The sequence below is a fragment of the Hungatella sp. SB206 genome (assembly GCF_051132295.1).
Lineage (GTDB): Bacteria > Bacillota > Clostridia > Lachnospirales > Lachnospiraceae > Hungatella > Hungatella effluvii.
The window spans coordinates 1367899-1394230 of sequence record NZ_CP096603.1 but is presented as its reverse complement, the minus strand read 5'-3'; the positions used below and the strand labels follow the sequence as shown (position 1 = coordinate 1394230).

At 50.4% G+C, this 26332-nt stretch carries 20 protein-coding genes; 6 read left to right on the top strand and 14 right to left on the bottom strand.

Features of this window, described 5'->3' with window-relative positions; genetic code table 11:
* Window positions 1-226 precede the first annotated feature (226 nt).
* Window positions 227-2476, bottom strand: a complete 2250-nt coding sequence (feoB, locus tag M1L66_RS06135; protein WP_434691570.1) for a ferrous iron transporter B — start codon at window positions 2474-2476, stop codon at window positions 227-229.
* Window positions 2467-2823 carry a FeoA family protein gene (locus M1L66_RS06130; protein ID WP_110323873.1) on the bottom strand — a complete coding sequence of 119 codons (357 nt, stop codon included), beginning with the start codon at window positions 2821-2823 and terminating at the stop codon, window positions 2467-2469. The genes feoB and M1L66_RS06130 overlap by 10 nt, the downstream gene beginning before the upstream one ends.
* Before the next feature lie 367 nt (window positions 2824-3190).
* On the opposite strand from M1L66_RS06130, the gene M1L66_RS06125 reads away from it, so the two are divergent.
* The 4 genes from M1L66_RS06125 to M1L66_RS06110 all read left to right on the top strand — a co-directional run bounded on the left by M1L66_RS06125 (window position 3191) and on the right by M1L66_RS06110 (window position 6808).
* On the top strand, window positions 3191-3610 hold the full coding sequence (locus M1L66_RS06125) for a metal-dependent transcriptional regulator (protein ID WP_002601302.1): 420 nt from the start codon (window positions 3191-3193) through the stop codon (window positions 3608-3610).
* Between the two features lie 231 nt (window positions 3611-3841).
* The gene (locus tag M1L66_RS06120) at window positions 3842-5038 is read left to right on the top strand and encodes an NADP-dependent isocitrate dehydrogenase (protein WP_434691567.1); all 1197 of its coding nucleotides are present in this window, start codon (window positions 3842-3844) and stop codon (window positions 5036-5038) included.
* 168 nt (window positions 5039-5206) lie between these two features.
* A complete protein-coding gene (locus M1L66_RS06115; RefSeq protein WP_187023196.1) occupies window positions 5207-5755 on the top strand; it encodes a GNAT family N-acetyltransferase in 549 nt (182 codons plus the stop codon).
* A gap of 174 nt (window positions 5756-5929) precedes the next feature.
* On the top strand, window positions 5930-6808 hold the full coding sequence (locus M1L66_RS06110; protein ID WP_187023197.1) for a LysR family transcriptional regulator: 879 nt from the start codon (window positions 5930-5932) through the stop codon (window positions 6806-6808).
* Window positions 6809-6862: 54 nt separating this feature from the next.
* Here M1L66_RS06110 and M1L66_RS06105 read toward each other — a convergent pair whose 3' ends face one another.
* Genes M1L66_RS06105 through M1L66_RS06085 form a run of 5 tightly spaced genes read right to left on the bottom strand, consistent with a single transcriptional unit; the run spans window position 6863 to window position 13706 of the window.
* On the bottom strand, window positions 6863-8020 hold the full coding sequence (locus M1L66_RS06105; RefSeq protein WP_434691563.1) for a glycoside hydrolase family 88 protein: 1158 nt from the start codon (window positions 8018-8020) through the stop codon (window positions 6863-6865).
* 16 nt (window positions 8021-8036) lie between these two features.
* Complete coding sequence (locus tag M1L66_RS06100; protein ID WP_055658963.1) at window positions 8037-8930, bottom strand: carbohydrate ABC transporter permease; 894 nt, start codon at window positions 8928-8930, stop codon at window positions 8037-8039.
* Window positions 8931-8941: 11 nt separating this feature from the next.
* Window positions 8942-9892: an ABC transporter permease gene (locus M1L66_RS06095; RefSeq protein WP_187023199.1), complete on the bottom strand. Its 951-nt coding sequence runs from the start codon at window positions 9890-9892 to the stop codon at window positions 8942-8944.
* A 23-nt stretch (window positions 9893-9915) separates the two neighbouring features.
* Entirely contained in the window at window positions 9916-11631 is a 1716-nt protein-coding gene (locus M1L66_RS06090) for a hypothetical protein (RefSeq protein ID WP_434691559.1), read from the bottom strand.
* On the bottom strand, window positions 11628-13706 hold the full coding sequence (locus M1L66_RS06085; protein ID WP_434691557.1) for a heparinase II/III family protein: 2079 nt from the start codon (window positions 13704-13706) through the stop codon (window positions 11628-11630). The genes M1L66_RS06090 and M1L66_RS06085 overlap by 4 nt, the downstream gene beginning before the upstream one ends.
* Before the next feature lie 223 nt (window positions 13707-13929).
* On the opposite strand from M1L66_RS06085, the gene M1L66_RS06080 reads away from it, so the two are divergent.
* Complete coding sequence (locus tag M1L66_RS06080) at window positions 13930-14664, top strand: Fic family protein (protein ID WP_187023202.1); 735 nt, start codon at window positions 13930-13932, stop codon at window positions 14662-14664.
* 132 nt (window positions 14665-14796) lie between these two features.
* Here the strand turns inward: M1L66_RS06080 and M1L66_RS06075 are convergent, their stop codons facing one another.
* The 6 genes from M1L66_RS06075 to aspS form a co-directional block, all read right to left on the bottom strand.
* On the bottom strand, window positions 14797-17070 hold the full coding sequence (locus M1L66_RS06075) for a helix-turn-helix domain-containing protein (RefSeq protein ID WP_434691554.1): 2274 nt from the start codon (window positions 17068-17070) through the stop codon (window positions 14797-14799).
* Window positions 17071-17277: 207 nt separating this feature from the next.
* Complete coding sequence (locus M1L66_RS06070) at window positions 17278-18567, bottom strand: aminotransferase (RefSeq protein WP_187023310.1); 1290 nt, start codon at window positions 18565-18567, stop codon at window positions 17278-17280.
* Window positions 18568-18644: 77 nt separating this feature from the next.
* Window positions 18645-20075 (bottom strand): Asp-tRNA(Asn)/Glu-tRNA(Gln) amidotransferase subunit GatB, encoded by a 1431-nt coding sequence (gatB, locus tag M1L66_RS06065; protein WP_434691551.1) that lies wholly within the window; start codon window positions 20073-20075, stop codon window positions 18645-18647.
* Window positions 20072-21541: an Asp-tRNA(Asn)/Glu-tRNA(Gln) amidotransferase subunit GatA gene (gatA, locus tag M1L66_RS06060; protein WP_187023205.1), complete on the bottom strand. Its 1470-nt coding sequence runs from the start codon at window positions 21539-21541 to the stop codon at window positions 20072-20074. The genes gatB and gatA overlap by 4 nt, the downstream gene beginning before the upstream one ends.
* A gap of 12 nt (window positions 21542-21553) precedes the next feature.
* Window positions 21554-21928, bottom strand: coding sequence for an Asp-tRNA(Asn)/Glu-tRNA(Gln) amidotransferase subunit GatC (gene gatC / locus M1L66_RS06055; protein WP_187023206.1), 375 nt, complete (start codon window positions 21926-21928; stop codon window positions 21554-21556).
* Between the two features lie 17 nt (window positions 21929-21945).
* Window positions 21946-23286: an aspartate--tRNA(Asn) ligase gene (gene aspS / locus M1L66_RS06050; protein ID WP_187023207.1), complete on the bottom strand. Its 1341-nt coding sequence runs from the start codon at window positions 23284-23286 to the stop codon at window positions 21946-21948.
* A 629-nt stretch (window positions 23287-23915) separates the two neighbouring features.
* Here aspS and M1L66_RS06045 point away from each other — a divergent pair.
* Window positions 23916-25286, top strand: coding sequence for an MATE family efflux transporter (locus M1L66_RS06045; RefSeq protein WP_187023208.1), 1371 nt, complete (start codon window positions 23916-23918; stop codon window positions 25284-25286).
* Window positions 25287-25322: 36 nt separating this feature from the next.
* On the opposite strand, the gene M1L66_RS06040 is transcribed toward M1L66_RS06045, so the two are convergent.
* Entirely contained in the window at window positions 25323-26156 is an 834-nt protein-coding gene (locus M1L66_RS06040; protein ID WP_002601319.1) for a helix-turn-helix domain-containing protein, read from the bottom strand.
* Window positions 26157-26332 lie beyond the last annotated feature (176 nt).

Here is a 26332-nt window from a genome sequence, read left to right as displayed (position 1 = left end):
TTTACAGTATGTTTTCTCTTCACCTATTCAGATTAAATGGATCAACTGTAGTCAGATATCAGGACTTCAATGCAGACAGCTCTCCTTCATTAATTTTGTCACTGTAATATTCCATTCTCTACTGTTTTTATCCCCTACGTCTGAATTGCTGAATGAATAGAAAATAAGCATAACCCGGTGAAAGCCGCATGGTTGCAAGCTTTTCTGAGGTTATGCTTATTATAACTCAGGCGTTTGCCGGGAATCCGAGGATAAAGGCCAGCAGTATGACGCCGTCCATTCCGATGATCTGGGCGAACGGATCCAGAAATCCGGAGCAGTGTGCAAGGAGTGTCGCATCGCCCACGGAAATATTGGCCATCAGCCAGATGATGAGTCCCGCCGGTGCTGCGACTACGATGGCACGGCCCAGGACGAACAGGGTTCTGTCAAAAATCGAGCGTACGATGACTTTTCCGATCTGCGGCTTCCGGTATGGCGGCAGCTCCAGCGTGAAGGAAGAGGGAACGCCTTTTAATACCGTGGCGGACAGAATCTTCGAGATCAGAAGTGTCATGAGCACTCCCAGAACGATGACTCCCGCCAGAATTGCAGCAGACAGGACTGAGGAGAATGCCCCGGCAGCGCTTCCTACGAAAAACATGGTAATAATGGCGATCATCGTCGGAAAACGTCCGTTACAGGGCACAAAGTTATTGGTGATCATGGCGATCAGCCGCTCCCTCGGAGAATCGATAATACGGCATCCGATGATTCCGGCGGCATTGCAGCCAAATCCCATGCACATGGTCAGTGCCTGTTTTCCGCAGGCGGCACACCGCTTAAAGCACCGGTCCAGGTTAAATGCAACTCTTGGAAGGTAACCGAAGTCTTCCAGCAGCGTAAACAACGGGAAAAAGATTGCCATTGGAGGCAGCATAACCGATATTACCCATGCCAGAACCCGGTAAACGCCATGAACGAGGAGATCATTTAAAAGCACTGGCATACCGATGGCAAGAAACAGCTCGCTGATCCGGTCTTCCACCCAGAATAAGCCTGTGCTCAAAAGTTCGGACGGATAGTTGGCTCCCGTAATAGTCAGCCAGAAAACGCCTAAAAGAATCAGAAACATAATGGGAAATCCGGTTGCTTTGCTTGTAAACAGACGGTCCAGAAGACGATCCTTCTTATCATACTTCTGATTCTCGTACACCACTGCCCCCCGGCAGATAAACTCTGCTTTTCGTACAAAGACCGATGCCATGTCATCACTTACGCGCTTCTGCGTGATGCCCCGTTCCTTCCACTCTTCCCGAATTTCCGCCAGAAGGGAACTTACTTCCAGCGATTCTGCCACGGGAGTGAGATATTTGCGGACGGCTTCCATCAGGTTCTCGTTAGAATCCAGGAGCCGTGCGCAGAGCCAGCGGATATTGACGCCATCGCCAGCCGTCTTCCTTACCACAGGTGTGAGCCGGGCGATGGCCGCCTCGATGTATTCCGGATACCGGATAAGAATCCGCGGCGCCGGATTTTCATCGAATCGTCTGTCTGCCGCCTTCTCTGCTGTTTTTTGAACTTCGCTTTCTGAGTCTTTTACGTTTTCAGCTTCTGATTCCGCTGCTTCCATATCTCTTGCTTCTATATTTCTTGCTTCTATATTTCTTGCTGCTATGTTTTTTGCTTCCGCTTCTGCTTCCTTTACAGATTCTGCCGCTTCCGCTTCTGCTTCTGCTTCTTTTGATCCCGCTTCCTCTATTTTCATTTTCGCTTCCGCATTTTCTGTTTCTTCTGCTTTCGCTTCATCTTCAGCTTCCATTTCCACGTCTTCCGCTTCATCTTCGGCTTCCATTTCCAGGTCCGCAGCTTCCGTCTCAGCATATTCGCCCTCCACCACTTCCATGTTTCGGGCGCTCTCCAGCCTCTTGTTCAGCTCCAGCACGTGTTTCAGGCCTTCATAAATCTGTTCCAGTCCTTTTCCGCTCCTGGCCGCAGTTCCGATGACGGGCACCCCCAGGCGCTCCTCCAGGACATCGAACCGGATAGAGATCGATTTTTTCTTAGCCTCATCCATGAGATTGACGCAGACCACCGCCCGCCGGTTGGCCTCCAGAATCTGGAGCACCAGATTTAAATTTCGTTCCAGACATGTGGCATCGCAGACAACGATAACCGCGTCCGGATTTTCAAAACAGATAAAATCTCTTGCCACCTCTTCCTCTGAGGAATGAGCCATCAGAGAGTAACAGCCAGGGATATCCACCATAACATATCCCTGCTCTCCATCCTTTGCATAGCCCTGGGCGTTTGCCACCGTTTTTCCGGGCCAGTTTCCGGTATGCTGATTCATCCCTGTCATTTCATTAAATACGGTACTCTTTCCCACATTTGGGTTGCCGGCCAGGGCGATCACCTTATCGTCTTCCTGGCGCTTCCTGATTTCCAGCCCGCAGTCTACGGACTTGATTCCGACAGAATCTCTGCTTAACCCCATATTACGTCCTCCGTTTCCTCCTGTTCTGACTTGCCCTCACAGATCGAGGCAGTATCTGCGGCCGAAACCATGCCTGGATTCTTCTCCGCTTTTGCTTTCCGGTATCCCGGCTCCATCCTGCATACCATCACACGTCCGGAGTCTTCACTCCTCAGCGCAATAACGGCCCCGCGGATCACATAAGCGCAGGGGTCTCCCAGAGGGCTCTTCCCCACACACTCCACTACGGTTCCTTCAATCAGACCGATGTCCTGAAGACGTCGTCTCATATCATCAAAAACGGCCAGCTCGGATATAACTGCCTTCTGGCCCTTTTTTAAATCGGTTAACTGGATTACTTCTGTCATTAAAATTTACCTCCGAAAATGTTTCCATATCCTAACATATGCGAAGGCTGGTACAGTGGTTCCGCAGGATTTTTGCATTTTTTCAGACAGCAGGCTAATACAGCGTTGCATAAGTTCCGGTGAATTCTGCACTCGCTATTCACGCCAGGATCACGTCCACGAAGCTAGACATAGGGTCCACTACGCCGTCGCTTCGCGGACGCGCCCCTGACGCAAATATCAAGCACACAATTCACCGAAACTTACGCCGGGCGGCACTAGTTTCCCTGACCGCAATGATTAAGAAGCGCTTCCCCAGGCCTGTCATAGAACATTCTCCGCCGGAATATACTAAACTGATATGCGGATACCGACAAGGAGGTAACAAATGGACCAGGAAGATAATTTTTATACATTAAAAGGCTATTCCCTGCTGGAACACGTTCAGATCACCTACTCCATGGAGGACTATTTGGAAATGATCTGCCGCCTCAGCCAGGACGGCACTCCGGTCCGGATCGGAGACCTCGCCAAATGCCTTCATGTCCGGCCTTCATCCGCCTCAAAAATGGCCGGAAACTTACGCAGCAGCGGGCTTGTGAGGTTCGAAAAATACGGTACGGTCACACTGACCGAGGCGGGTCTTCAGCTTGGACGCTATCTCCTGTTCCGCCATACGGTGCTGCAGAATTTCTTCTGCTATATTAATCAAACCACCGATGAACTGGAACAGGCCGAGAAAGTAGAGCATTTCATCGATCCGAAAACCGTGTATAATTTAAAAAAATGGCTGGATAAATTTACATAGACAGTCTTGTGCGAATCCGTAATTCGTCGTATACTATAGGTTACACGATGAAATTGTAACAGTTCAGACGGCACATCTTCTTGACCGAAAAAGCCGGTCAAGAAGCATCGGACATTCATCCGATGTAAAAATTGGCGCATAAAGCCGCTTACAAGCTAGCTTGACGCTACTTCCTGCGCCAATTTTCCCGCCATCTGAACTGTTACATGAAATTCAAGGAGGAACAGACACATGGATAAGATTAAGATGACAACCCCCATCGTCGAGATGGACGGCGACGAGATGACCAGGATTCTCTGGAAGATGATCAAAGATCATTTACTGCTTCCCTACATTGACTTAAAAACAGAATACTACGATCTCGGCCTGGAATACCGCGACGAAACAAACGATCAGGTCACCGTCGATTCCGCCAACGCCACTAAAAAATATAAGGTTGCAGTCAAATGTGCCACCATCACCCCCAATGCCGCCCGTGTAAAAGAGTACAGCTTGAAAGAGATGTGGAAGAGCCCCAACGGCACGATCCGCGCGATCCTGGATGGCACCGTATTCCGTGCTCCGATTGTGGTTAAGGGAATCGAACCGTGTGTAAAGAACTGGAAAAAGCCGATCACCATTGCAAGGCATGCTTACGGCGACGTATATAAGGGTTCCGAGATGAAGATTCCGGGAGCCGGTAAAGTCGAATTAGTCTATACGGCAGAAGACGGAAGCGAGACCCGTGAACTGGTACATAATTTCGCAGATGCCGGTATTGTACAGGGCATGCACAACATAAATAATTCCATAGAAAGCTTTGCCAGAAGCTGTTTCAACTACGCTCTGGATACGAAACAGGATTTATGGTTTGCCACCAAGGACACCATTTCCAAAAAATATGATCACACCTTCAAGGATATTTTCCAGGATATTTTCGACGCAGAGTATACTGCAAAGTTTGAGGAAGCCGGAATTACTTACTTCTATACTCTGATCGACGATGCGGTCGCCCGTGTCATGAAGTCCGAAGGCGGCTATATCTGGGCCTGCAAGAATTATGACGGTGACGTTATGAGCGACATGGTTTCTTCCGCATTTGGCTCTCTTGCCATGATGACCTCTGTTCTCGTATCTCCGTATGGCGATTACGAATATGAGGCAGCCCATGGAACCGTACAGCGCCACTATTACAAGCACTTAAAAGGAGAAGAGACCTCCACCAACTCGGTGGCCACCATTTTCGCCTGGACCGGTGCTTTGAGAAAGCGCGGAGAGTTAGACGGCAACAACGATCTGATGGATTTCGCAGACAGACTGGAGAAAGCCACCATCGATACCATCGAAAGCGGTGAGATGACAAAGGATCTGGCACTCATCACCACCATACCGAATCCTACTGTGTTAAACAGTGAGGATTTCATCAAAGCAATCGCTGCCCGTCTCTAAGGGAGAGCTTCACTCAACAGCCTTCAGCGGAACGTAATCTGACTGCTGCTATTACAATCCCTCCGAACCGCGAGTCTTCTCACGGTACCGGGGGGGATTTTCATAAACCAGCACTGGTATTTGCGCAATACAGTACTGGCTATTCATTATTATCAGGAGGCTCTGTCCATGAGATACAAACCCAAAGACCACACACTGAAAAACGGTGTTCTCTGCCACTTAAGAAGCCCTCTTCCCGCCGACGCGGCTGCCATCCTTCATCTGATGAAGGCCACCTCAGACGAGACAGACTTCCTGGCCCGGTACTCCGACGAAATTACCATGCCCACCCTGCAGGAAGAAAAATTTCTGGAGTCCACGCTGAGCAGTCCCACCGACTTAATGATCTGTGCCGTTGTGGACGGAACCATCATCGCCCACGCCGGCATAAGCCCTATCGCCCAGAGGGAACGGTACCGCCACCGCGCGACCTTCGGCATATCCATCCGGAAAGAGTACTGGGGCCTGGGAATCGGCTCCCTGCTTCTGTCGGCCATCATTACATGTGCCGGAGAAATGGGGCTGGAGATGATCGAGCTGGAGGTTGTCTGCGAAAATAAGCGTGCGATCGCCCTTTATGAAAAACATGGCTTCCGCATTTACGGCACCCGCCCCCATTCCTTTAAATACCGGGATGGCAGCTACGCCGATGAGCATCTCATGCTGCTGGATCTCTGATTGTCCGGACTTCGAAGTACGGTTCACAGACTGTCTCCCATGACTCTTCTGTGAACCGTTCTGATTTTCGACATTAATTTTAAAAAAAGGACAAAAATCCCTGTTCAATTCATTATCAGAATGATATAATATTTATTATCATATGTTGTATTGGTAATGGAAGGGATCCTGATCATGAATTTAAGACATCTTACTATCTTCAAAACCGTCTGTGAAGAGGGCAGTATTACCGGAGCGGCGAAAACGCTGTCCATGACGCAGCCGGCTATTTCTCACGCGATCAATGAACTGGAGGAATCCGTAGGCGCCTCTCTCTTCGACCGGGTTTCCAGGAAAATTGTCATCAATGAGAACGGCAAATTCTATCTCTCTAAAGTGATACCGCTTCTGGAGCTTTATCACGATCTTGAAACCTGCTCCGGCTCCTTAAACCGCCAGACTCCTCTTCGGATCGGCTCCTGTGTGACTCTGGCCAGCTTCCTGCTGCCCGGAGTTATTTCCCGTTTTATGAAAAGCAATCCGGAGTCCGTCGTCAAGGTCACGGTAAATAATTCCAAAGAGATTGCACAGCTGCTGCTGAAAAATGAGCTGGATATCGGCCTGATCGAGGGCGTCGTGCCGGGCGAACAGCTGGAGAAAATTCCATTTTCCTCCTATCCGCTGGCCGTCATCTGCGCGCCCGACCATCCATTTGCCCGCCTGGCCAGCCAGCCCGTATCCCTGGAACGCCTCGTGGAAGAGCCTCTCATCCTGCGCGAGGAGGGCTGCACGATCAGAGACGCCTTCGACTGCGCCCTGACTCTGCACAACTTAACCGCCGCGCCGCTGTGGTCCAGCACCAATTCCGACGTAATCGTCCAGGCCGCCCGTGAGAACCTGGGAGTCGGCGTTGTTCCCCGAATCTTTGCAGACCCCTACATTCAGCGCGGGGAGATTGTGGAGATAGACGTAAAGGATTTTGATGTCAGCTGTATGAACCATGTGGTATTTAATAAAGATAAATTTCAGAGCGAGAGTTTCCAGGCATTTATTAATCTGGTGCTATTCGATTAATCTTGTTATCCAAAAAGTACGGCGGTGAAACAGGCTATTTACAAATCCACTACACTACCACAGAAAAACCTCTTTCCCCGCAAGCTTCATCAACGCCTCCAGAAAGTAGTAATCTCCATATATAATCGAAAATTCGTGTTCCGTGTCGTGGTAGGCCGCCGTACATTTCTCCAGCAGCTGATCTTCTTCCTCATTCCAATTGCACCGCTCCGAAGCAAGCGTTCTCAAAAGGCGCAGCGCCGCCTGCAAATAGACACGGCTTTCCCGGCCCTTTACCTGCTTTGCAATCTCAATAAGCCCGCAGGCGCCGATGGCGGCGGCGGTGGAGTCTTCCAGCCCGCAGTCCTCCGGCTGCCGGAAATCCACCGGAATCAGATTGCTCTCCGGAATATTGGCGATAAAGTAGTTGGCGATTCTCTTGGCGGCGTCGAGATACTTTCTGTCATTCGTGTGTAAGTAGCTCAGGACAAATCCGTATAAGCCCCACGTCTGGCCTCTGGTCCAGGAAGAGCCTTCGCCGTATCCCTGGCCTCCGTAGTCTCTGACCATCTCCCCCGTTTCAGAATTGAATTCCACGATATGACGGACAGACCCGTCAGGCCTGACAAATGCATTCATCGCTGTATCCGCGTGATCCACGGCGATCTCATAGAATCTCGGGTCCTTCGTCTCCTCAAAAGCCCAGTAAAGCAGCGGAAGGTTCATCATGCAGTCGATGATGGCCCAGCCGCGGTTATCTTCCTGCCGATACCCCATCCCGTCGTTCCAGGCCCGTAAGAACCTGCCCCGCGGATTGTAGCGGCCCGCCAGGTTACAGGCGGCCAGCATACTGCGGTTTTTCGACTTCCCGTCACCGGTCAGCCGGTAATCGGCAACGGAGGTCAGAAGCCACTTAAATCCATTGTCATGGGTCAGCCCTTCCGCGCACATCAAGTTTCTGTCCATCTTCTCTTCCGTTTCCACGGCGATTTTCTTATATTCCTCATCATGGGTCAGAGCATACAGCTGCCACATCATGCCTCCCCAGAATCCATTAGTCCACCAGTCTATCTGGTCATCCCCCGACCGGTCGTCATGAACGCCGTCAACGGTCGTATACGGGATCTTGTGGGCGGAGCGTCCGCTCACCTTCTTAAGTTTCATTTCTGCCCTCTTCAGAGTTTCACCGGCCCATGCCAGCTCCTCTTCCTTTAATAGTAATTGTTCTGTCATATTTTCGTCTCCTCCGTCAACCTTTCACCGATCCAATCATAACGCCCTTTACAAAGTATTTTTGAATAAACGGATAAATCACAAGTACGGGAACCATGCTCACCACGATCAGCGCGTACTTGATTACGCCCGCCGCCTGGGCGAGCTGTGCCTGCAGCTCCGGATCCGTCACAGTGGATGGATCGATCTGATCCGCCATTAATATCTCCCGCAAAAACAGGGTCAGCGGGTACAGTGCCTTGTCATGAAGATAGATCATGGCATTGAAGTAGGCATTCCAGTGGCCCACGCCGTAGAACAGCACCAGCACCGCCACAATTGCCTTCGAGAGCGGCAGGACGATCCGGATAAAATACATGAAATCCGAGCAGCCGTCTATCCTGGCTGCCTCCAGCAGTTCTCCGGGAATCGAATTCTGGATAAATGTCTTCGCTATAATCAGGTTGTAGACCCCGATCGCCCCCGGAAGCAGCAGCGACCACACCGTATTCAGCAAATGCAGCTTCTGCACGAGTATGTACGACGTAATCATACCGCCATTAAAGAACATGGTAAATGTAAAGACCAGCATGATCGCGTTCCGCCCAGGAAGATCGTCCCTGGACAAGCAGTAAGCCGCAGTCAGCGTCATGATAATATTGACTGCCGTCCCCACAAACGTATAAAACAGGGAGTTACGGAATCCCGTCCACACTGTCTTCGTATGAAACACGGTCTTATACCCCTCGAGACTGAAATCCACCGGGAACAGGACCACCTTGCCGCTCTGCACCGCGGTGCCGGACGAAAATGACGCGCTGATCACATAGACACAGGGATACAGCACAAGGACAAAGAAAATCGTCAGGAGAGCCGTAATCACAACGTAAAACACTTTGTCATTCAGACTGTAATTCTTAAATTTCCGCATTTTTGCCCTCCTTAAAAGATCCCATTGCCGCTCAGTTTCTTGCTCCCCCAGTTTGCTATCATCAGAAGGATAAAGTTGATTACCGAGTTAAACATACTGATGGCCGTCGATAGCGAGAAATCATTGATTCCGCTGGCGAGTCCCACCTTGTATACATAGGTCGATATAATTTCACTGTAATTCAGATTCAGATTATTCTGCATCAGCAGGACTTTCTCAAATCCCACATTCATGATGTTGCCAACCGCCAGAATCAGCATAATGCTGGCGGTTGGGAGTATGGTTGGAACGTCGATGTAGAGCAGCCGCTGGAACCTGCTTGCCCCGTCAATCTCAGCCGCCTCATGAAGGGACTGATCCACACCGGCCAGCGCAGCAATATAAATAATCGCGCTGTAGCCTGTGCCCTGCCATACCCCCGACCAGACGTAGATGTGCTTAAACAGCTTCCCGTCCGCCAGAATATTCGGCGCCGTCCGGTTAGTAAACATCGTATAAAGACTCCCATAGATTCCGCTCCGGTTGTTCAGCACCTGGAAAATCAGCCCCACCATGACTACGGTCGATATAAAATACGGCACGTACGTGATCGTCTGGATCGCCTTCTTATACCGCTTCCCCAGCATTGCATTCAGCAGCAGCGCGAAGATAATGGGAATTGGAAATGACACCGCGAGGCTGTATAAGGAGATCATCAGTGTATTTTTCATGATGATCGGGAATTTGTATGAGGTGAAGAACTTGACAAAGTTGTCAAGTCCCACCCATGCGCTGCCCCAGATTCCCTGCCTCACATTATATTTCTTAAATGCAATCACCAGCCCGCCCATGGGAACGTATGCAAACACCGCTATGTAGATGAGCGGCAGCAGCAGCAGCAGATACAGCTGCCATCTGGCGAGAATCTGTCTCTTCAAATCTCTTTTGCCCGCAACCGGGCTGTCTTTTCTGTTTCCTGCCACAATAAATTCCTCCGGGTTCCTCTCTATTCCACAGAACGGTCATAGGCCGCCTGCGCGCACTTTTGCCACTCATCGAGGCCCATTCCCTTTAGTTCTGACATATAAGCATCCCATCCGCTCTCAATATCTCTTGCCCCGGTGATAAACTCTGCCATCGTCTGGTTTACATAAGTTGGTATATTAGAAAGGGCTTCCTGAATCTGCCCTGCCTCATCCTCGGTATAGTGAAGAAGCGGGAGAACCTTCTCCGGATGCTTGTCAAAATAATACTCATAACTCTTGGCATTTAGCTGTGTCTTGTCTTCCGGGTTGTACGTTACCATGCCGTTTGCAACGGTGTTCATCTCCGCAAGGCTCGCATATCTCGGTGATACGCCGTGCCATGTCTTTGCTGCCGGCTCCAGCCAGTAGTTGGAGATATAAACCAGCGTCACCTTGTCGTAGAGGCCGGCCGCCACATAGGCATTGTTCATCTTCTCCAGTTCCGCCGGGTCGTCGGTATAATCAACACCCTTTTCACCGAATCTGGCTACCGTGGATGCCTCATGGTCATAGAACGCGTCCGCCAGTTTCACAGCCATATCTACATTTTTACAACCATTAAAAATAAAGAATTCCTGATTTGGCGAGTATTCTGTATATGGTGTATAGTTGGTTCCGTCCGGTCCCTTAACCGGATTTAAAATCTCCATTTCCAGGTAATTGCTGTTGTTTGCCGCATCCGGATAGTTGGAGAGGGAACCGAAGGACACCAGCCCTACCACATTGGTTTCCTCGTTTAAAGTAGCCTTAAACTGCGTATCGTCATCGGTAAAGATGGCCGGTGAGAGCAGGCCCTCATTGTAAAGATCGTTCATGTAAGTCAATCCGGCCTTCCAGCCCTCCGTCGTAAACGGAGCGATAACAGTCTTTCCGTCCTTGTCAAGGGCGAGGCCGCCGTTTAAATTGCCGCCGTTCCAGAATTCAAAGGAGTTCATGAGTGCGGCCGTGATATTCTGGCCGTAGCCACCTGCCTGATAGCCGTAAGCGCCGATCTCATCCTGCACGCCGTTTCCGTTGGGATCCTGATCATGGAACGCCTTCAATACGGTTTTCAGTTCATCCGTTGTCGTCGGCATGGTCAGTCCCAGTTTGTCGATCCAGGCTTTATTGATAAACATACGATTGGGCGTTACATTCCAGGTCTCCGGTTCATATTTGGATAAGCTGTACATGTTACCGTCCGCCATTGTCTGGGCCGCTTCCATCACCTTCTTGTCTTCTTCCGGGATTGCGTTGTAATTCGGCATCCTGGAAGCATCCTCTGTATATTCATTTAAAGGCAGGAACACTCCGCTGCTGCCGTATTCCAATATTGTCTCCGGTGTCAGTGCATTATCCACAATCAGCACATCCGGCAGATTGTCATTGGAGGTGGCCATCAGGGACACCTTTGTCCTGACCTCATCCGTAGCCGCCGGAAGCTGATAAAACTCAATCTCAATCCCCAGCTTATCTTCCAGATATTTCGTGAAGTAGTTGTTATCGTAATCCGTCACATAGCTGTTTGTCTGGATCGCAACCACCAGCTTGTTGTCTCCGCTGCCCTGTGCCTCCGTCACAGCCGCCGTTGTATCGCCTTCTGCGCGGTCTGTCCCGCCGGCCGGCCCGCCGTTTCCTTTCTGGCAGCCCGATAATGCGGCTGCGGCCATCACTGCGGCCATTCCCAGCGCCGCTGCTCTCTTCCCATTTTTTCTCATGATACTTCTCCTCCTTTAAGATCGTTTCTCATTACTGCTTCCTGGTAGGAATACGTACGGCCATCGGAAAAAGCCACTTCCATATCCCCATCCTCTATGTTTTCACCCCCGTAAACGCGGCAGGCCGTGACCTCCCCTGCGCCGTGCGGGTATAAAACCGTTACCATTCTAATAGTGTCAGACTCTGCACGGGCGACGATACAGTTGATCTCCCGGTACATTCCCTGCTCGGTCCCTGTGGCCGCATACCCCTGCCACTCCGGCTCTTCTCTCCCGCGGATTATTTCCATGGTTTTCCCGTTCCCGGAAACGCAGACGGCCATCTCCTCCAAGTCCACCCCCGCCTCCGTGATCACTGGATTTTCACTGTCTACATGCCAAAGGAAATCGTACACATGAGTATTCCTGGACTCCAGCCGGTCCACCACAAGGAAAAACGGGTTCAGCCCCTCCGGCGCTTTTTTGATAAAATAGACCGATCTTGTATGACGCACGCCGGTCTCCTTGGGCGGAACATCGTCTTTTGCATTCTCCTCATTCTTTCCGGGTTTTCCCCAGTTCCAGCATTCCATACCGCCGTACGCCCCGTCATAGCAGCCTTCCGCCCAATCACAGGAGTCTCCGATTCCCCACTTCATCCCGGAAAGCTTTTCGATATCGCTGTCTTCCCAGACATACGAAGCTCTTCGATTCTGCCCCTTGTGGTCCACGAGGACCGTATTGTGTGCCCTGGAGGACAGACAGTAGTGTCTCATCTCGGAATCGTCGTAGGCATAATTTCCGCCTTCGGTCAGCAGGTACTTCCCCTGTGCGTAAATGAGTAAATTCAGCTTATCCTCATGCTGATGGCCGCGACCAAATGGCGCGGCGTCCAAAAGTCCCCAGACGCTGCCGTTCTCCCATCCATTTCTCATAATGAAGAAACCCGAATAGGGAAGTGCGGTTGACAAGTAATCAGGACGGGTTCCCCGTGTTCCGCCGCTGGCCGCCCAAAGAATAGTTTCCGCCTTCTCTTCTCTTATGAAGGAAAGCTTTGGCTCCAGCAGTTTCCGGCTCGCCTCCCTCCTTCCATCGTTAATATCCGGCAGACATCCATCAGGCATCATAAGCTTCACATCGATCTCACAGGCGGTTGTCAGCCGCTCCATCATTCGTTCCGGGACCGGCACACCGAAAGCCCTAGCCACCAGAATCAGCCGCTCGTAGTTATTGATTACAACATCGTGATATCCCGTGGACAGTTCATACTGGAAGCCATCCGGATATATCTGACGCCCCAGCTCTTCCTCCAGCGCGGCAAACGCAGACTGAAGCCACTCTTCCCGCTGTTTAAACTGAGGATAGAGAATTCCAATCTGAGCCAGCCCGTTCATCTCCATAATCAGCCAGTTTCCATGCGTCCTGTTTCTGTAAAGCCTCTGCCCGTGTTCCCAGACCGATTGATACCAGTCCACCAGAAGATCGTCGGTAAACGCCTCCGTATCAAAGAATGTGAAAAGCACGTACGGCCAGTTCGCTCCCATCCGGATCCCGCATTCGATCGTTCTCCAGCACTCGGTATCGTACCCGGATACTGACTGCTCCGGGCGTACTGCCTGGCGAACCCAGGAACGGAAAAATTCCGCAGCCTGATAAGCGTATGCCTCCTTCTTTGTCCGGTTGTACTCGTGAGCCAGCATCTTCCACTCATGATGGCGGTTCAGCTGCCACGTCCACTCCCTGTACTGATTATAGGTAGGATTGGCTTTCCAGTTTATCTCCCCCGCTGCCCCAAAATCACAGGGGACCCCTACCGAGATCAGGACGTGCTTTTGCAGACGCTCACATGCCTCCTCATCCGTCTCGCCCGGATATTTATAGACGTTCTCCGGTTCCTCATACGGGATTGCCAAAAAGCGTTCCCTCCTCGCGGCAAGACCGGACCGCAGCGAAGCTGCCAAAGCTTTTCTCGCCTGACCGTAATCATGGTTCTCTGCAAAATGGCGCACTTCGCTCATTTCCGGCCGGTCCAAATCGAGACAGCTATGGAAAAATGTCTCATCCGTAAGAAGAGGGCCTTTTTCTGTTTCCGGCATCTTTATGCCTCCTCTCCAATATGAAATTTTTTGTATGGCCGTATCGTACCATACCTCTCTGTCTTTTGGATACTGTCATTGAATAAAAAGAATACCGGAGGGTAAGAAAATGGTATCTCATATTTTTCCTGCCCTCTCATATGGTAAGAATTCAAATTCTGCTTTCATTTTATATGGTTTTGTTGCATAATAAACGTATTGATTAAAATAGGAGATTGAATATATGGATAAGAAAAAAGAATTTCTTGATTACCTCCTGGAAAGATTTCAAATCGAAAGAAAAAAGTTTGACCGATCAGGAATCTATGGTTATACCCAACGGTTATTAGCCTACAACTCTAATAAGATTGAAGGAAGTACATTAACAGAAGAACAGACTGCATCTCTGTTTGACACAGGTATTTTGCCGGGAACAGATGATTACTATAGAGCAAAAGATGTGGAAGAGATGAATGGACATTTTCTTATGTTTAATAAAATGCTGGAAACATTAGAGGAAGACTTAACACAAGACCTGATCAAACAATTTCATTATGAGCTTAAAAGTGGTGTATTTGAAGACCGGGCAAATGGGTATGCAATTGGAGATTATAAAAAAAGGCCCAATATGATTGGCACATACCAGACTGCACGGCCGGAAGACGTAAAAAATGAGATCATTTCTTTATTACACTGGTATCGCAAACAGGAGGTTAATCTGTCTGTTCTGGCCGAATTTCATGCCAGTTATGAATGCATCCATCCGTTTCAGGATGGAAATGGCAGAACCGGCAGACTGATCATCTTTAGAGAATGCCTGAAAAATGGACATGTACCGGTTATCATTGAAGATTCGAACAGATATCGATATTGGGAAGCGTTAAAACAATATAGGGAAGAAAAAATTGTAAAAAATCTTGTTAAATTATTTGAGGAAGAGCAGCAAGTCTATTATGATAAAGCGATTTATTTTATGTAAACAATACGATTTGGCTTTTGATTCCTGGCTAAGATTTCTGCCGTCACAGAATGTACCGTCAAAACAACATAAGGGACAGCGCTGATAAAATTCTTTCAGGCTGTCCCTTGTATGATCTGACATGAGAGTCCCTTACCGGGCCTCACAGTTCTCCTTATACACCTTCGGTGTGACGCCCACCTGTTTACTGAAATTCCGATAAAATGTATTGACCGCACCGAAACCGGTCATCTGGGCGATCTTATCGTTGCTGTAGTCCGTCGTCGCCAAAAGTTCCTTCGCCTTCTCAATCCGCAGCCGCAGAAGGTACGAGGAGAAGGTCTCACCGGTCTGTTCCTTCAGGAACTGTGATAAATACTTTTCGGAAATTCCGATCTCGCTGCTGGCCCGGTAGGCCGAGAGACCGGCCTCCTCGTAGTGGCTGTTTAAGTACTGGGTAATCTTCTCCTTCAGCCCCTCGTTCTTGCTTTTCTTCGTCTGGCTGATGAAGTCACAGAGTTCGGCAGAACTTCTCCGCAGCATCTCCATCATTTCCCCGCACTTTAAATTCTTCTGGAAGACCGGAAAATTCTCCCTGGAATCCGTCTCTCCGTCCAGATGGAGCCAGGCCGAATACATGATATTCCGGATCGAATAGAAAATCTGTTCCTTCTGTGCCTCATATAAATAAGGCATCCTGCTGTAATAGCTCTCCACCTTATCCAGCTGGGTGCAGATTTCCTCCTGCTGCCCGCATATGAGAAGAGTATAAAAATGATTCAAAAAATCCATATTGACCGGATTTGCGTAGAGAGCGTTAGCAGAGATATCGTACGTCTTTACCACATTTTCATTGCTGCAGGCATACTGTGCCCGCACGACCTGGCGGGCCTGCTCATAACATTTGTTCACATTGGCAAGGTCTGTTCCGATAGCGCTGATTCCGACATGAAGAATCACGTCGTACGCGGCGGTAACCATGACGGCCACCTCCTCAAAGAGCTTCTTGATGCCGGAAACATTGGCCTCCTGTTCCGGTTTCAGTTCAAAAAGGAACAGCTCGTCGGTCAGACCGCTGTATACATTCGTAAATTTCCCGGGATAATGCTTTTTTAAGTACTCCACCATGGCAAGTGTTATGATATCTGAATTTCCGTATTCCTTCTGCTGAAGGCGCACCACTGCCACGCAAAAGAATTCCGGCACCTTCTCAAAGCATTTCTCAAATACCCGCCGTTCCTCGGGAAGCCAGATTCCCATAACGATCAGATGCTCCAGCATCATGGCTTCATTCTGCTTCGCCAGCTCCTCCATCTTCGCGCGGTACTCATTGCCGTTCTTCTTCAGGGCCAGTATATTGTCTGTCAGAATCCCGTACTCGTCAAACCTCTTTTTGCTGCTCTCCACTCCGTTTTCCGCAGGGAGGGCAAATAAAACCCGTTTCATGCCGGAATACTGCTGGTAACTGTAAAATGCAGTCAGCCCGATTACCAGCAGCAGACCGATGCAGAGATAGATGATCAGGAGTCTGCTCACCGGCCAGATCTGGCTATCAATAAATGTCATGGGAATCCCGGTAACGATCTTCCACTGCAGGTCATCCTGCTGCTTCACAATCAGGCGGTAACTGCCCCCGTCCCCGACGATCTGTCCATTCTCATACGCGCCGATCCCCTCCGGGACATTCCCATACTCCAGCAAGACATCCCCTGTCCTGGAATCCTGAATATAGAGGAATCCATCCTTCTCCAGCTCTGGCATCATAATGCTTTTAATCAGATAGTCTCTGTCGATGACAAAGCACGACAGGTACTGCGGGTTCAGCCGCGTAAATTCACTGCTCGTTAAGTAGAGGATCGCGTCATGAAGCTTACGTTCCTTCTCATTATAGATAAACTTTATCTGATCCAGACGGACGAACTGGCTATGCTTCGCATACCGGCCAAACAGTTCGTCACGCACGGCATCCGAGTCAGAAAAGTCCACGCCTTCCCGCTGGATCCGGAGAAATTTATTGTAGTAGTCCTGGAAATTGAAGCTGCACTGACTGGTGGATAAGTACAGGTCATTCTTTTTGAACAACATAAATACGTAGGGGGTGTAATCCGCCACAAAGCCAATCTCACTGAACATTTTATTGGCCTCCTTAAGCTTTAGCACATCCTCCTTTGGAATCTTTCCCTGCTGGTAGACAATGGTGCTGAAGGTCTGATTCTTCGCCATCATTTCATTGATCAGCTCCATTTTATTTACCATCTCATAAATACCGTTGATTCCCTCCTGGTTCTTCATCTCCCCTTTTTCAATTATGTAGTCCTCAATACTGCGGCTGGCTACGAAGGCCACCAGAATACTGCTCAGGAAAACAATCAGAAAACCCAGAAAGTATTTTGTTATGTAGTGCATCAGCATTTTTGTAAATTTCATAAATTTCGGCTCCATTTTTACTTCGACTGTTTTAATCATCGTGTGTTGAGGCTGTGATTCATGACTTTGCCGGCAGCATACACCGACAAAAATAAAGTCATATATCGTATTATAGAATGCAAACCAGGTATCAAAAAAATAAGGCACAGAATACTTATATTTCTGCCCCTTACTTTTCTGTTTCTATCTATTTATAAAATTCGATCCTCAGTTCATCTCAGCCAGCAACTTATCAATGCTCACAATCTTCACACAAAGTGCGAATAATTCCATCGCCAGAATCAGGTCAGATAACGGCGGATAGGAAGGAGCGATACGGATGTTGCTGTCGTGCGGGTCCTTTCCATATGGATAGGTGGCGCCGGCGCCGGTCATGATGAGACCTGCTTTTTTACATCTGCCAACGATGGACTTCGCACATCCGTCCAGAGAATCGAAGGAAATGAAGTATCCGCCCTTCGGACTGGTCCAGGAACCGATTCCAAGGCCGCCCAGTTCTCTCTCCAGAATCTCGATTACGGCTTCGAACTTCGGTCTCATGATGTCTGCATGCTTTCTCATGTGCTCCACCATGCCGTGGATATCTCCGAAGAAACGCACGTGACGCAGCTGGTTTACCTTGTCATGGCCGATGGTCTGGATCTTTAACTGTTTCTTGATGTCTACCAGGTTGTTCTGGCTGCAGGCGATGGCCGCGATACCGGAACCCGGGAAGCTTACTTTGGAGGTAGAAGCGAACTTGTAAACCAGGTCCGGATTTCCCGCTCTCTTGCATTCTGCCAGGATTTCGATTAAGTGATCCTGGTCGTGGTCGTATAAATGATGGATCGTATAAGCATTATCCCAGTAGATTCTGAAATCCGGAGCAGCCGGTTTTAATCTTGCAAAACGGCGTACAGTCTCGTCGGAGTAGGATATCCCCTGTGGATTGGAGTACTTCGGCACACACCAGATTCCCTTGATGGAGTCGTCATTTTTAATCAGTTCTTCCACAATATCCATATCAGGGCCTGTTGGCGTCATGGGTACATTAATCATCTCGATACCAAAATATTCCGTAATGGCAAAGTGTCTGTCATATCCCGGAACCGGGCAGAGGAATTTTACTTTGTCTAACTTACACCATGGAGTATTTCCCATCACACCATGGGTCATAGAACGGGAAACCGTGTCATACATGACGTTTAAGCTGGAGTTGCCATAGATAATAATCGTATCCGGGTTAACCTCCATCATGTCGCCAAGCAGTTCTTTCGCTTCCTTGATGCCGTCGAGCACGCCGTAGTTGCGGCAGTCTGTACCGTCTTCACACGTTAAATCGTCGTCGCTGCTTAAGACATCCATCATTCCCATGGATAAGTCCAGCTGATCCACACTTGGCTTTCCTCTGGACATATCGAGGCGTAAATCCTTGCCCTGATACTCCCTGTACTTGGTGGAAAGCTGTTTTCTAAGTTCCTGTAACTCTTCCTTCGTCATCTCTGCATACGGTTTCATCGCTTTCTTCTTCCTCCTCATATGATCTCCTTCATTCAATTCCGGGTTTTTGCCTCCCATGGCGGCATCTGCCCGGGTTACAGCAGTTCCTCTAATACCTTGTTTACCATGGCGGGGTCAGCTTTCCCTTTCATCGCCCGCATCGTCTGTCCTACCAGAAAGCCTCTGGCTCTCTCTTTCCCATTATGGTAATCTGTCACAGACTGTGGATTTGCTGCTATAACCTCCCGGATCACGGCGCGGAGCGCTCCCTCGTCACTTACTACCTTAAGCCCGTTTTCTTCTACGTAGGCCTCGGGATCGATATCTTCAGCGAATATTTTTTCAAATACTTCCTTCGCTACCGTGCGGCTAATAGTACCATTATCCACCAAAACAATTAATTTTGCAAGATTTTCCGGTGAAAATCTTATGGCCTCCGGTTCCAGGGCCTCTTCCTTCAACAGCCTCATGGTCTCGACCATCAGCCAGTTGGCCGATTCTTTCGGCTTTCCACACAGGGAAACAGTGGCTTCGAAAATATCCGCCATGTGCTTCGCCTCCGTGATGATATCCGCGTCATACGCGGAAAGGCCGTACTCTTCCTGGTATCTCGCCATCTTTTCGGTCTTCAGCTCCGGCTGGCGGTCCTTTATCTCCTGAATCCAGGCATCGCTTATGGTCACCGGCGGCAGATCGGGATCCGGGAAATAGCGGTAATCTTTGGCGTCCTCTTTGGAACGCATGGCACGGGAGCTTTCCTTATTATCATCCCAGCGCCGCGTCTCCTGAACCACCTTCTTCCCATCCTCCAGAAGCTCGATCTGGCGCTTCCTCTCGCCCTCGATCGCTCTGGCAATGGCCTTGAAGGAGTTTAAGTTCTTCATCTCTGTCCTGGTACCAAACTCCAATGCTCCCGCTTCCCGGACGGACAGGTTCACATCCGCCCGCATAGAGCCTTCTTGAAGCTTGCAGTCCGACGCTCCGAGATACTGGATGATCAGCCGCAGCTTCTCCAGGTACGCGATCACTTCATCGGCGCTTCGCATATCCGGCTCCGAGACGATCTCGATGAGCGGTACGCCGCTTCTGTTATAATCCACCAGGGAACAGTCTTCCCATTCATCATGGATCAGCTTTCCCGCGTCCTCCTCCATGTGAATCTCGTGAATCCCCACCTTCTTTTTACCGCCCGCTGTCTCGATTTCCACGAAACCGTCGTGGCAGATGGGGAGGTAGAGCTGGGAGATCTGGTAGTTCTGAGGATTGTCGGGGTAAAAATAGTTTTTCCGGTCAAACCGGCAGTACTGGTTGATTTCACAGTTCACTGCCAGCCCCACCGCCAGGGCGTATTCCACCACCTGCCTGTTGAGGACGGGAAGCGAACCTGGCATTCCGGTGCAGACCGGACAGGTGTGGGTATTGGGCGCTCCGCCAAACTCCGTGGAGCAGGAACAGAAAATCTTCGTTTTCGTGGCAAGCTCCACATGGACCTCCAGTCCGATGACTGTCTCATACTGTCTGCTCATTTGCTCTGCCTCCTTTCCTGCTGACGGCTCCTCTCAAACGCATACCCCGCGCGGATAATCAGTCTCTCCTTAAAACAGTCCCCGATTAGCTGCAGGCCAATCGGAAGGCCTTTGGAATCTGTCCCGCAGGGAACGGAAAGCCCCGGAAGCCCTGCCAGGTTGATGGAGATCGTATAGATGTCGCCGAGGTACATTTTAAGGGGATCGCTTAAGCTCTCTCCCAGTTTCGGCGCCGTAACCGGCGACGCGGGTCCCAGTATCACATCGTAGCTCCCAAACGCACGGTCAAATGCTTCTTTGATCAGCGCCTTCGCCCGGAGAGCCTTCAGATAGTAGGCATCGTAGTAGCCGGAGCTCAAGACGAAGGATCCCAGCATGATACGGCGTTTCACCTCCGGCCCGAAGCCCTGGGAACGGCTCTTTTTATACATATCGTGAAGCCCTTCATACTCCTTTGCCCGAAAGCCGTATTTTACGCCGTCAAAACGTGATAAGTTGGAGCTGGCTTCCGCGGATGCAATCACATAATAGGCAGGAATGGCGTATTCCACCATGCCAAGATCGAATTCCTCCACGACGGCGCCCTTTTCTTTCAATACCGCCGCGGCTTTTAAGATGGCCTCCTTTACCTCCGGATCGAGGCCGTCTCCCATATAATCCCTCGGAATTCCGATTCTCATTCCTTTCACGTCGTCCACCAGGGCCGACGTGAAACGGGTACTCTCCTGCACCTCCATGGAGGTGCTGTCTTTTGAATCATGGCCTGCCAGCGTTTCAAGGATCACCGCACAGTCCGTCACATCCTTCGCCACCGGACCGATCTGATCCAGAGATGATCCGTAGGCAATGAGACCGTACCGGGAAACGGTTCCGTAGGTTGGCTTTAAACCGGTCACCCCGCAGAATGAGCTGGGCTGCCGTATGGACCCGCCCGTATCGGAACCAAGCGCATAAAAGCATTCATTTGCCGCAACCGCGGCGCAGGAACCGCCTGACGAACCGCCTGGCACATGATCCGGGTTCCAGGGGTTTCTCGTGACTCCGAAGGCGGACGTCTCCGTCGTACTGCCCATGGCAAATTCGTCCATGTTCGTCTTACCGATAATTACGGCCCCCGCCTTCCTTAAGCGCTCTACCGCCTCCGCCGTATAGGAAGGCACAAAGTTTTCAAGAATCTTCGAGCTGCAGGTGGTGCGCATGCCTTCGATGCACATATTGTCTTTTACCGCGACCGGCACCCCGGCCAGCGGTCCGGTAAGGGTGCCTTCGTCGATCCCCCTCTGTACCTCCTCGGCCTGCTTAAACGCCTTTTCCTCTTCCAGCGTTACGTAGCAGTTAAGCTCTGGCTCCCGCCTTCTTATCTGGGCAAAGACGGCCTCCAGCGCCTCTCTGCACGTTACTTCTCTCTCTTTTATCTTCTTTCCCAGCTGAACCGCAGTCAGTGATAATATCTCTTTTTCTTTCATGGGATCTCCTCCTTATTCCACTGTTTTAGGAACCTTAAACGCACCGTTTTTCTGCTCTGGTGCATTTTTCAGGATGGATTCCCTGTTGATGAGCTGGCGCTCCGCCAAACCAGGATGAGGAAGGCTTTCTTCTCCCGGTATATCCTCCCGGAATACATTGGTCAGGGGGAATCGGTGAGTCATGGGTTCTACGCCCTCTGTATCCAGCTCGTTCAGCTTGTCGATATAGGCAAGCATGCGCTCCATGTCCCTTTTGGCTTCCTCTTTTTCGGCCCCGGACAGCTCAAGCTTTGCCAGAATTCCCACGTATTCGATCATCTCATCACTAACCGCTGGACGAACGTGAATGGGGCCGGCTTTTGAAGTCTTTTCTGTTATATCTGCCATGGTTCTTTCCTCCGTTTCTATGGCTCCAGTCTGGTCACGTCGCGCGGAAACATGGTCGTCTCACGGACATTCTGCTCGTTTAACAACCGCATGGTCAGTCTCTCCAGACCGATTCCGAGACCTCCGTGAGGCGGCATACCGTATTTGAATATCATCAGGTAGGATGCCAGCTCCTCCGGGTCCATGCCCCTCGCTTCCATCTTCTTTATGATGGCATCGTAATCGTGGATTCTCTGGCCTCCTGTGGTGATCTCCAGACCACGGAACAGCAGGTCGAAGCTCAGCGTATACTTCGGATCCTGGGGATCGTCCATGGCGTAAAACGGCCGCTTCTTTGACGGGTAATGTGTGACGAATACAAAATCGCTGCCGAACTCCTCTTTAAAATACCGGCCGATCAGATTCTCTTCCTCCGGCTCTAAATCGTAGGGGTTGCGGATCGGACGGCTGTATTTCTCTGAAACGAGTTCCTTGGCCCGTTTAAAGGTTACAGCAGGAATCTTTGATACGTCCGGAAGTGTAACATTTAACATCAGGAGCTCCTTCTCATATTCCTCAGAAAGAAGCTTCATTACGTATTGAAGCATGGCAGTTTCCATGGCCATCACATCTTCAAAGCCGTCGATATACCCCATCTCAAAATCTAAACTGGTGTACTCGTTTAAATGACGGGTGGTGTTGTGCTTCTCGGCTCGGAACACCGGAGCCGCCTCGAATACCCGGTCATAGACACCGACCATGGTCTGCTTGTAAAACTGCGGGCTCTGTCCCAGCTCTGCCTTCTTGTTAAAGTAATCCAGCCGGAACACATTGGAGCCGCCTTCTGCGCCGCGGGCCACGATCTTCGGCGTGCGGATTTCCGTAAAATGCTGGGAATGAAGGAAATCCCGGAAGCCTCTGACGATGCCTTCCTGAATGCGGAATTTCGCCCGTTCCATGGGGTTTCTCAGCGTGATGGGGCGAAGGGCAAGCTTCGTCTCCAGGGAAGTGTTCAGCTTCCACTTGCTGACGGCGATGGGAAGAACCTCGGCCGGAACCGAGAGAACCCGAATCTCCGACACGCGGATTTCCAGGCCGTGGGGAGCACGCGGCTCCGGCGACACGGCGCCGGTGACGATGACGGTAGATTCTTCTTTTAAGTCATCGGCGGACGGCGGCTCCGCGCCCTCCGGGGACCGCTCGCGGACACACTGGATTAAGCCTTCTGCTTTTCTCAAAATGATAAAGCTCAATTCTCCCATGTCGCGTATGGTGTGGACCGCCCCGCTTACGGATACGGTCTTTCCGGTGTAAGCACCGGTGAGTAAATCGGCCAGTTCTGTTGTTTCTTTCTTTTGGATACCTTTGATAAATTCCATGTCTGCACTCTCCTTACCATAGTTGCTAATGGTTGGATTCCGGGAGAGGGTTTTTTTCAACCTGGCTGACGAGTACGCAGGAACCTTTCAAATGCTTCGCATTCGAAGGTCGCGGGCATTGTTCCAATACCTGCGGCCGCCAGCTCCGTGCTGTAACTATTTGCCTTCGCGAAAAGAAAGAGCCCCGCCCCGGAATACAGTTACATATTCCGGGACGGGGCTCTCTATGATAAGATCCCGCGGTACCACCCGCATTGAGATACTTTGCTTGCTATCTCCACTCTTTCACTTAACGCGTGTCACGGACATACCTACTCCTGACACCGGAATGCTTCCGGCCGCTTCGGGATGTCGGCTCCGGAGTGTTCCCTTAACTCAGTCCCTCATGACGGCGCTCTCAGTCGGTGACGCCCTCTTCCTGTCAAGTTTCTTAAGTCAGAGTCTCTTTCTCAGCCTTTGGTCTTATAAACAATTCACCACTTCACTACGATGAATTTCATTTATGATAGCACACCGGTTTTCTCTTTGCAATACCTATTTTTCACAAAAGAATCGGGGCTTGTTGACTTTTATTGTCGAAAAGGTTACAATTATCTGCACGTTTACTACGTAAGATAGGGGGGTTTTACATGTCAAATATTACCATCTCTGAGGCGCCGGCTGAAAACAAAATGGGTGTCATGCCCGTCAACCGCCTGCTGTTCTCCATGTCTCTGCCCATGATACTTTCCATGCTTGTTCAGGCCTTATACAACATCGTCGACAGCATCTTTGTGGCTCAGATCGGAGAGACCGCGCTGGCGGCCGTATCGCTGGCATTTCCGGTGCAGAACTTAATTATCGCGGTGTCCGTCGGCACCGGAGTCGGCGTCAATGCGCTTCTGTCCCGCTCTCTGGGAGAAAAGAACCAGGAAACCGCCAACCTGGCGGCCGTTAATGGGATCTTTGTGTTCTTTTTAAGCTATCTGCTGTTCGCTGTCTTCGGCCTCTTTTTTGCCAGGACGTATTTTACGGTTCAGACCTCGAACCCGGAGATCATTGAACAGGGGACCATTTACTTATCCGTCTGCTCCATCTTTTCCTTTGGGATCTTTTTAGAGATTGCGCTGGAGCGGATCATGCAGTCCACCGGGCGGACAATCTATAATATGATTACGCAGGGACTTGGAGCCATCATCAACATCATTCTGGACCCGATTCTCATCTTCGGGCTGTTCGGATTTCCCCGAATGGGGATTCTGGGCGCCGCGGTAGCTACGGTAATCGGCCAGATTATCGCCATGCTCCTGCTGCTCTATTTCAACATCAGGAAAAACAGCGACGTGAATCTGAATATGCGCCGTTTCCGTCCGGACACAGCGATTATCGCTGAAATCTACAGGGTTGGGCTGCCTTCCATCATCATGCAGTCCATAAGCTCGGTCATGACCTTCGGTGTCAATAAGATCCTGCTGCTCTTCTCTGAGACAGCGGTATCCGTATTCGGAATCTATTTCAAGCTTCAGAGCTTCATCTTCATGCCTGTATTCGGCTTAAATAACGCGATGGTGCCGATCGTCGCCTACAACTACGGCGCCGCGCGGAAAGACCGTATCATGAAGACCATCCGCTCCAGCGTGACTGCGGCGGTCGCCATCATGCTGGCCGGGCTTGCCATATTCCAGATTTTCCCGGAGCAGCTTCTGTATCTGTTTGACGCTTCGGAGCATATGATGGGAATCGGCGTTCCGGCTCTCCGCATCATCAGCTTAAGCTTCCTGTTCGCAGGGTACTGCATCGTGATCGGCTCCGTATTCCAGGCACTCGGCAACGGCGTCTACAGCCTGATCACCTCAGCCGCCAGGCAGCTGGTATGCATACTTCCCGCCGCCTGGCTCTTCGCTTCGGTGTTCGGCCTTCACGCGGTCTGGTACGCATTCCCGCTGGCGGAAATCATATCCGTCGTACTTACGACCCTTTTATTCCGCAGGATCTATCAGAAGAAGATTCAGTTGTTGTAAAGATACAGCAAAAGGCTGGCGCATCTGCCAGCCTTTTTATTTCCCCTCACGATCCTCCGGCAGCACCAGGCAGTACGCCTGCCGGTACTCTTTGGCCGTGATTCCCATGTATTTTTTGAACAGCCGGCGGAAATAATCGACATCCGTGTATCCGCACTCGTAGGCGATCTCACTGCCCGTCAAACTCGTTTCAATCAACAGGCGGCAGGCTCGGTTGATTCTGGCCTCGTGGATGGCATCGGTTAAGTTTCTGCCGTACACGGCGTGATAGACCCGGCCCAGATGATCGGGGCTGCATTCCAGCCTGTCGGCGAGAAACGAGGCGGACAGCGGCTCTTTCCAGTGCTCCCTGATATACCGCGCCGCCTGGTTGGCCAGATAAACCTTCTGCCCGCTGACCTCCAGCGGAGAGAGGGAGTCGGAAAGCTCACACAGCAGCTCCAGAAGCACCAGATTCAAAAATGTCTTATCATCGCGGCATACGTTCTGCCTCCGGATAAACCGCCGGAACAGCTCCTCAAAAGCCTCCGGCTTCGCCAGACGTATCAGCTGCGGAAGGGCCATAATATCGCTGCCCATGCGGAGAGCCTCTTCCTCTATGGTAAAATGGAGCCAGTAAAAAGTAAGGTCCTCGTCAAAATCTCTGGTTCCCCCATGATGGCGTCCCGGAAACAGGATGAGCGCCTCCCCTTTTTCCACATCGTACTCCACGTCCTCCTCGAATATCCCCAGAGTCCCCGAATTGACGTAAATAATCTCAAATGTATCCATGGTACGCTCCACATGGCGTCCCCGTCCCTTTGTCACCAGATAGCCGGCATTTAACGCCTGTACCGGCAAAAGTGCCTTTAAATGCAGAAAATGTTCCATCCTTCTCTTTTCCGATAGTCGGAATCCTCCAGTTATTCTCTCCTTTCTCCTCTTGTATAATGCCACGGAAACTGGCAAGATAGAGAAAGATAAGAATTCTTATAAACGCGGAAAAAACCGGTCAATTTCCCGCCTTACCAACACAAGAATACCAGAAAATTTTATAAATGAAAAGA

Coding starts and splice junctions, on each gene's coding strand:
- feoB (WP_434691570.1), bottom strand. CDS start 2,476: ATGGGGTTAAGCAGAGATTCTGTCGGAATCAAGTCCGTAGACTGCGGG.
- M1L66_RS06130 (WP_110323873.1), bottom strand. CDS start 2,823: ATGACAGAAGTAATCCAGTTAACCGATTTAAAAAAGGGCCAGAAGGCA.
- M1L66_RS06125 (WP_002601302.1), top strand. CDS start 3,191: ATGGACCAGGAAGATAATTTTTATACATTAAAAGGCTATTCCCTGCTG.
- M1L66_RS06120 (WP_434691567.1), top strand. CDS start 3,842: ATGGATAAGATTAAGATGACAACCCCCATCGTCGAGATGGACGGCGAC.
- M1L66_RS06115 (WP_187023196.1), top strand. CDS start 5,207: ATGAGATACAAACCCAAAGACCACACACTGAAAAACGGTGTTCTCTGC.
- M1L66_RS06110 (WP_187023197.1), top strand. CDS start 5,930: ATGAATTTAAGACATCTTACTATCTTCAAAACCGTCTGTGAAGAGGGC.
- M1L66_RS06105 (WP_434691563.1), bottom strand. CDS start 8,020: ATGACAGAACAATTACTATTAAAGGAAGAGGAGCTGGCATGGGCCGGT.
- M1L66_RS06100 (WP_055658963.1), bottom strand. CDS start 8,930: ATGCGGAAATTTAAGAATTACAGTCTGAATGACAAAGTGTTTTACGTT.
- M1L66_RS06090 (WP_434691559.1), bottom strand. CDS start 11,631: ATGAGAAAAAATGGGAAGAGAGCAGCGGCGCTGGGAATGGCCGCAGTG.
- M1L66_RS06085 (WP_434691557.1), bottom strand. CDS start 13,706: ATGCCGGAAACAGAAAAAGGCCCTCTTCTTACGGATGAGACATTTTTC.
- M1L66_RS06080 (WP_187023202.1), top strand. CDS start 13,930: ATGGATAAGAAAAAAGAATTTCTTGATTACCTCCTGGAAAGATTTCAA.
- M1L66_RS06075 (WP_434691554.1), bottom strand. CDS start 17,070: ATGAAATTTACAAAAATGCTGATGCACTACATAACAAAATACTTTCTG.
- M1L66_RS06070 (WP_187023310.1), bottom strand. CDS start 18,567: ATGAAACCGTATGCAGAGATGACGAAGGAAGAGTTACAGGAACTTAGA.
- gatB (WP_434691551.1), bottom strand. CDS start 20,075: ATGAGCAGACAGTATGAGACAGTCATCGGACTGGAGGTCCATGTGGAG.
- gatA (WP_187023205.1), bottom strand. CDS start 21,541: ATGAAAGAAAAAGAGATATTATCACTGACTGCGGTTCAGCTGGGAAAG.
- gatC (WP_187023206.1), bottom strand. CDS start 21,928: ATGGCAGATATAACAGAAAAGACTTCAAAAGCCGGCCCCATTCACGTT.
- aspS (WP_187023207.1), bottom strand. CDS start 23,286: ATGGAATTTATCAAAGGTATCCAAAAGAAAGAAACAACAGAACTGGCC.
- M1L66_RS06045 (WP_187023208.1), top strand. CDS start 23,916: ATGTCAAATATTACCATCTCTGAGGCGCCGGCTGAAAACAAAATGGGT.
- M1L66_RS06040 (WP_002601319.1), bottom strand. CDS start 26,156: ATGGAACATTTTCTGCATTTAAAGGCACTTTTGCCGGTACAGGCGTTA.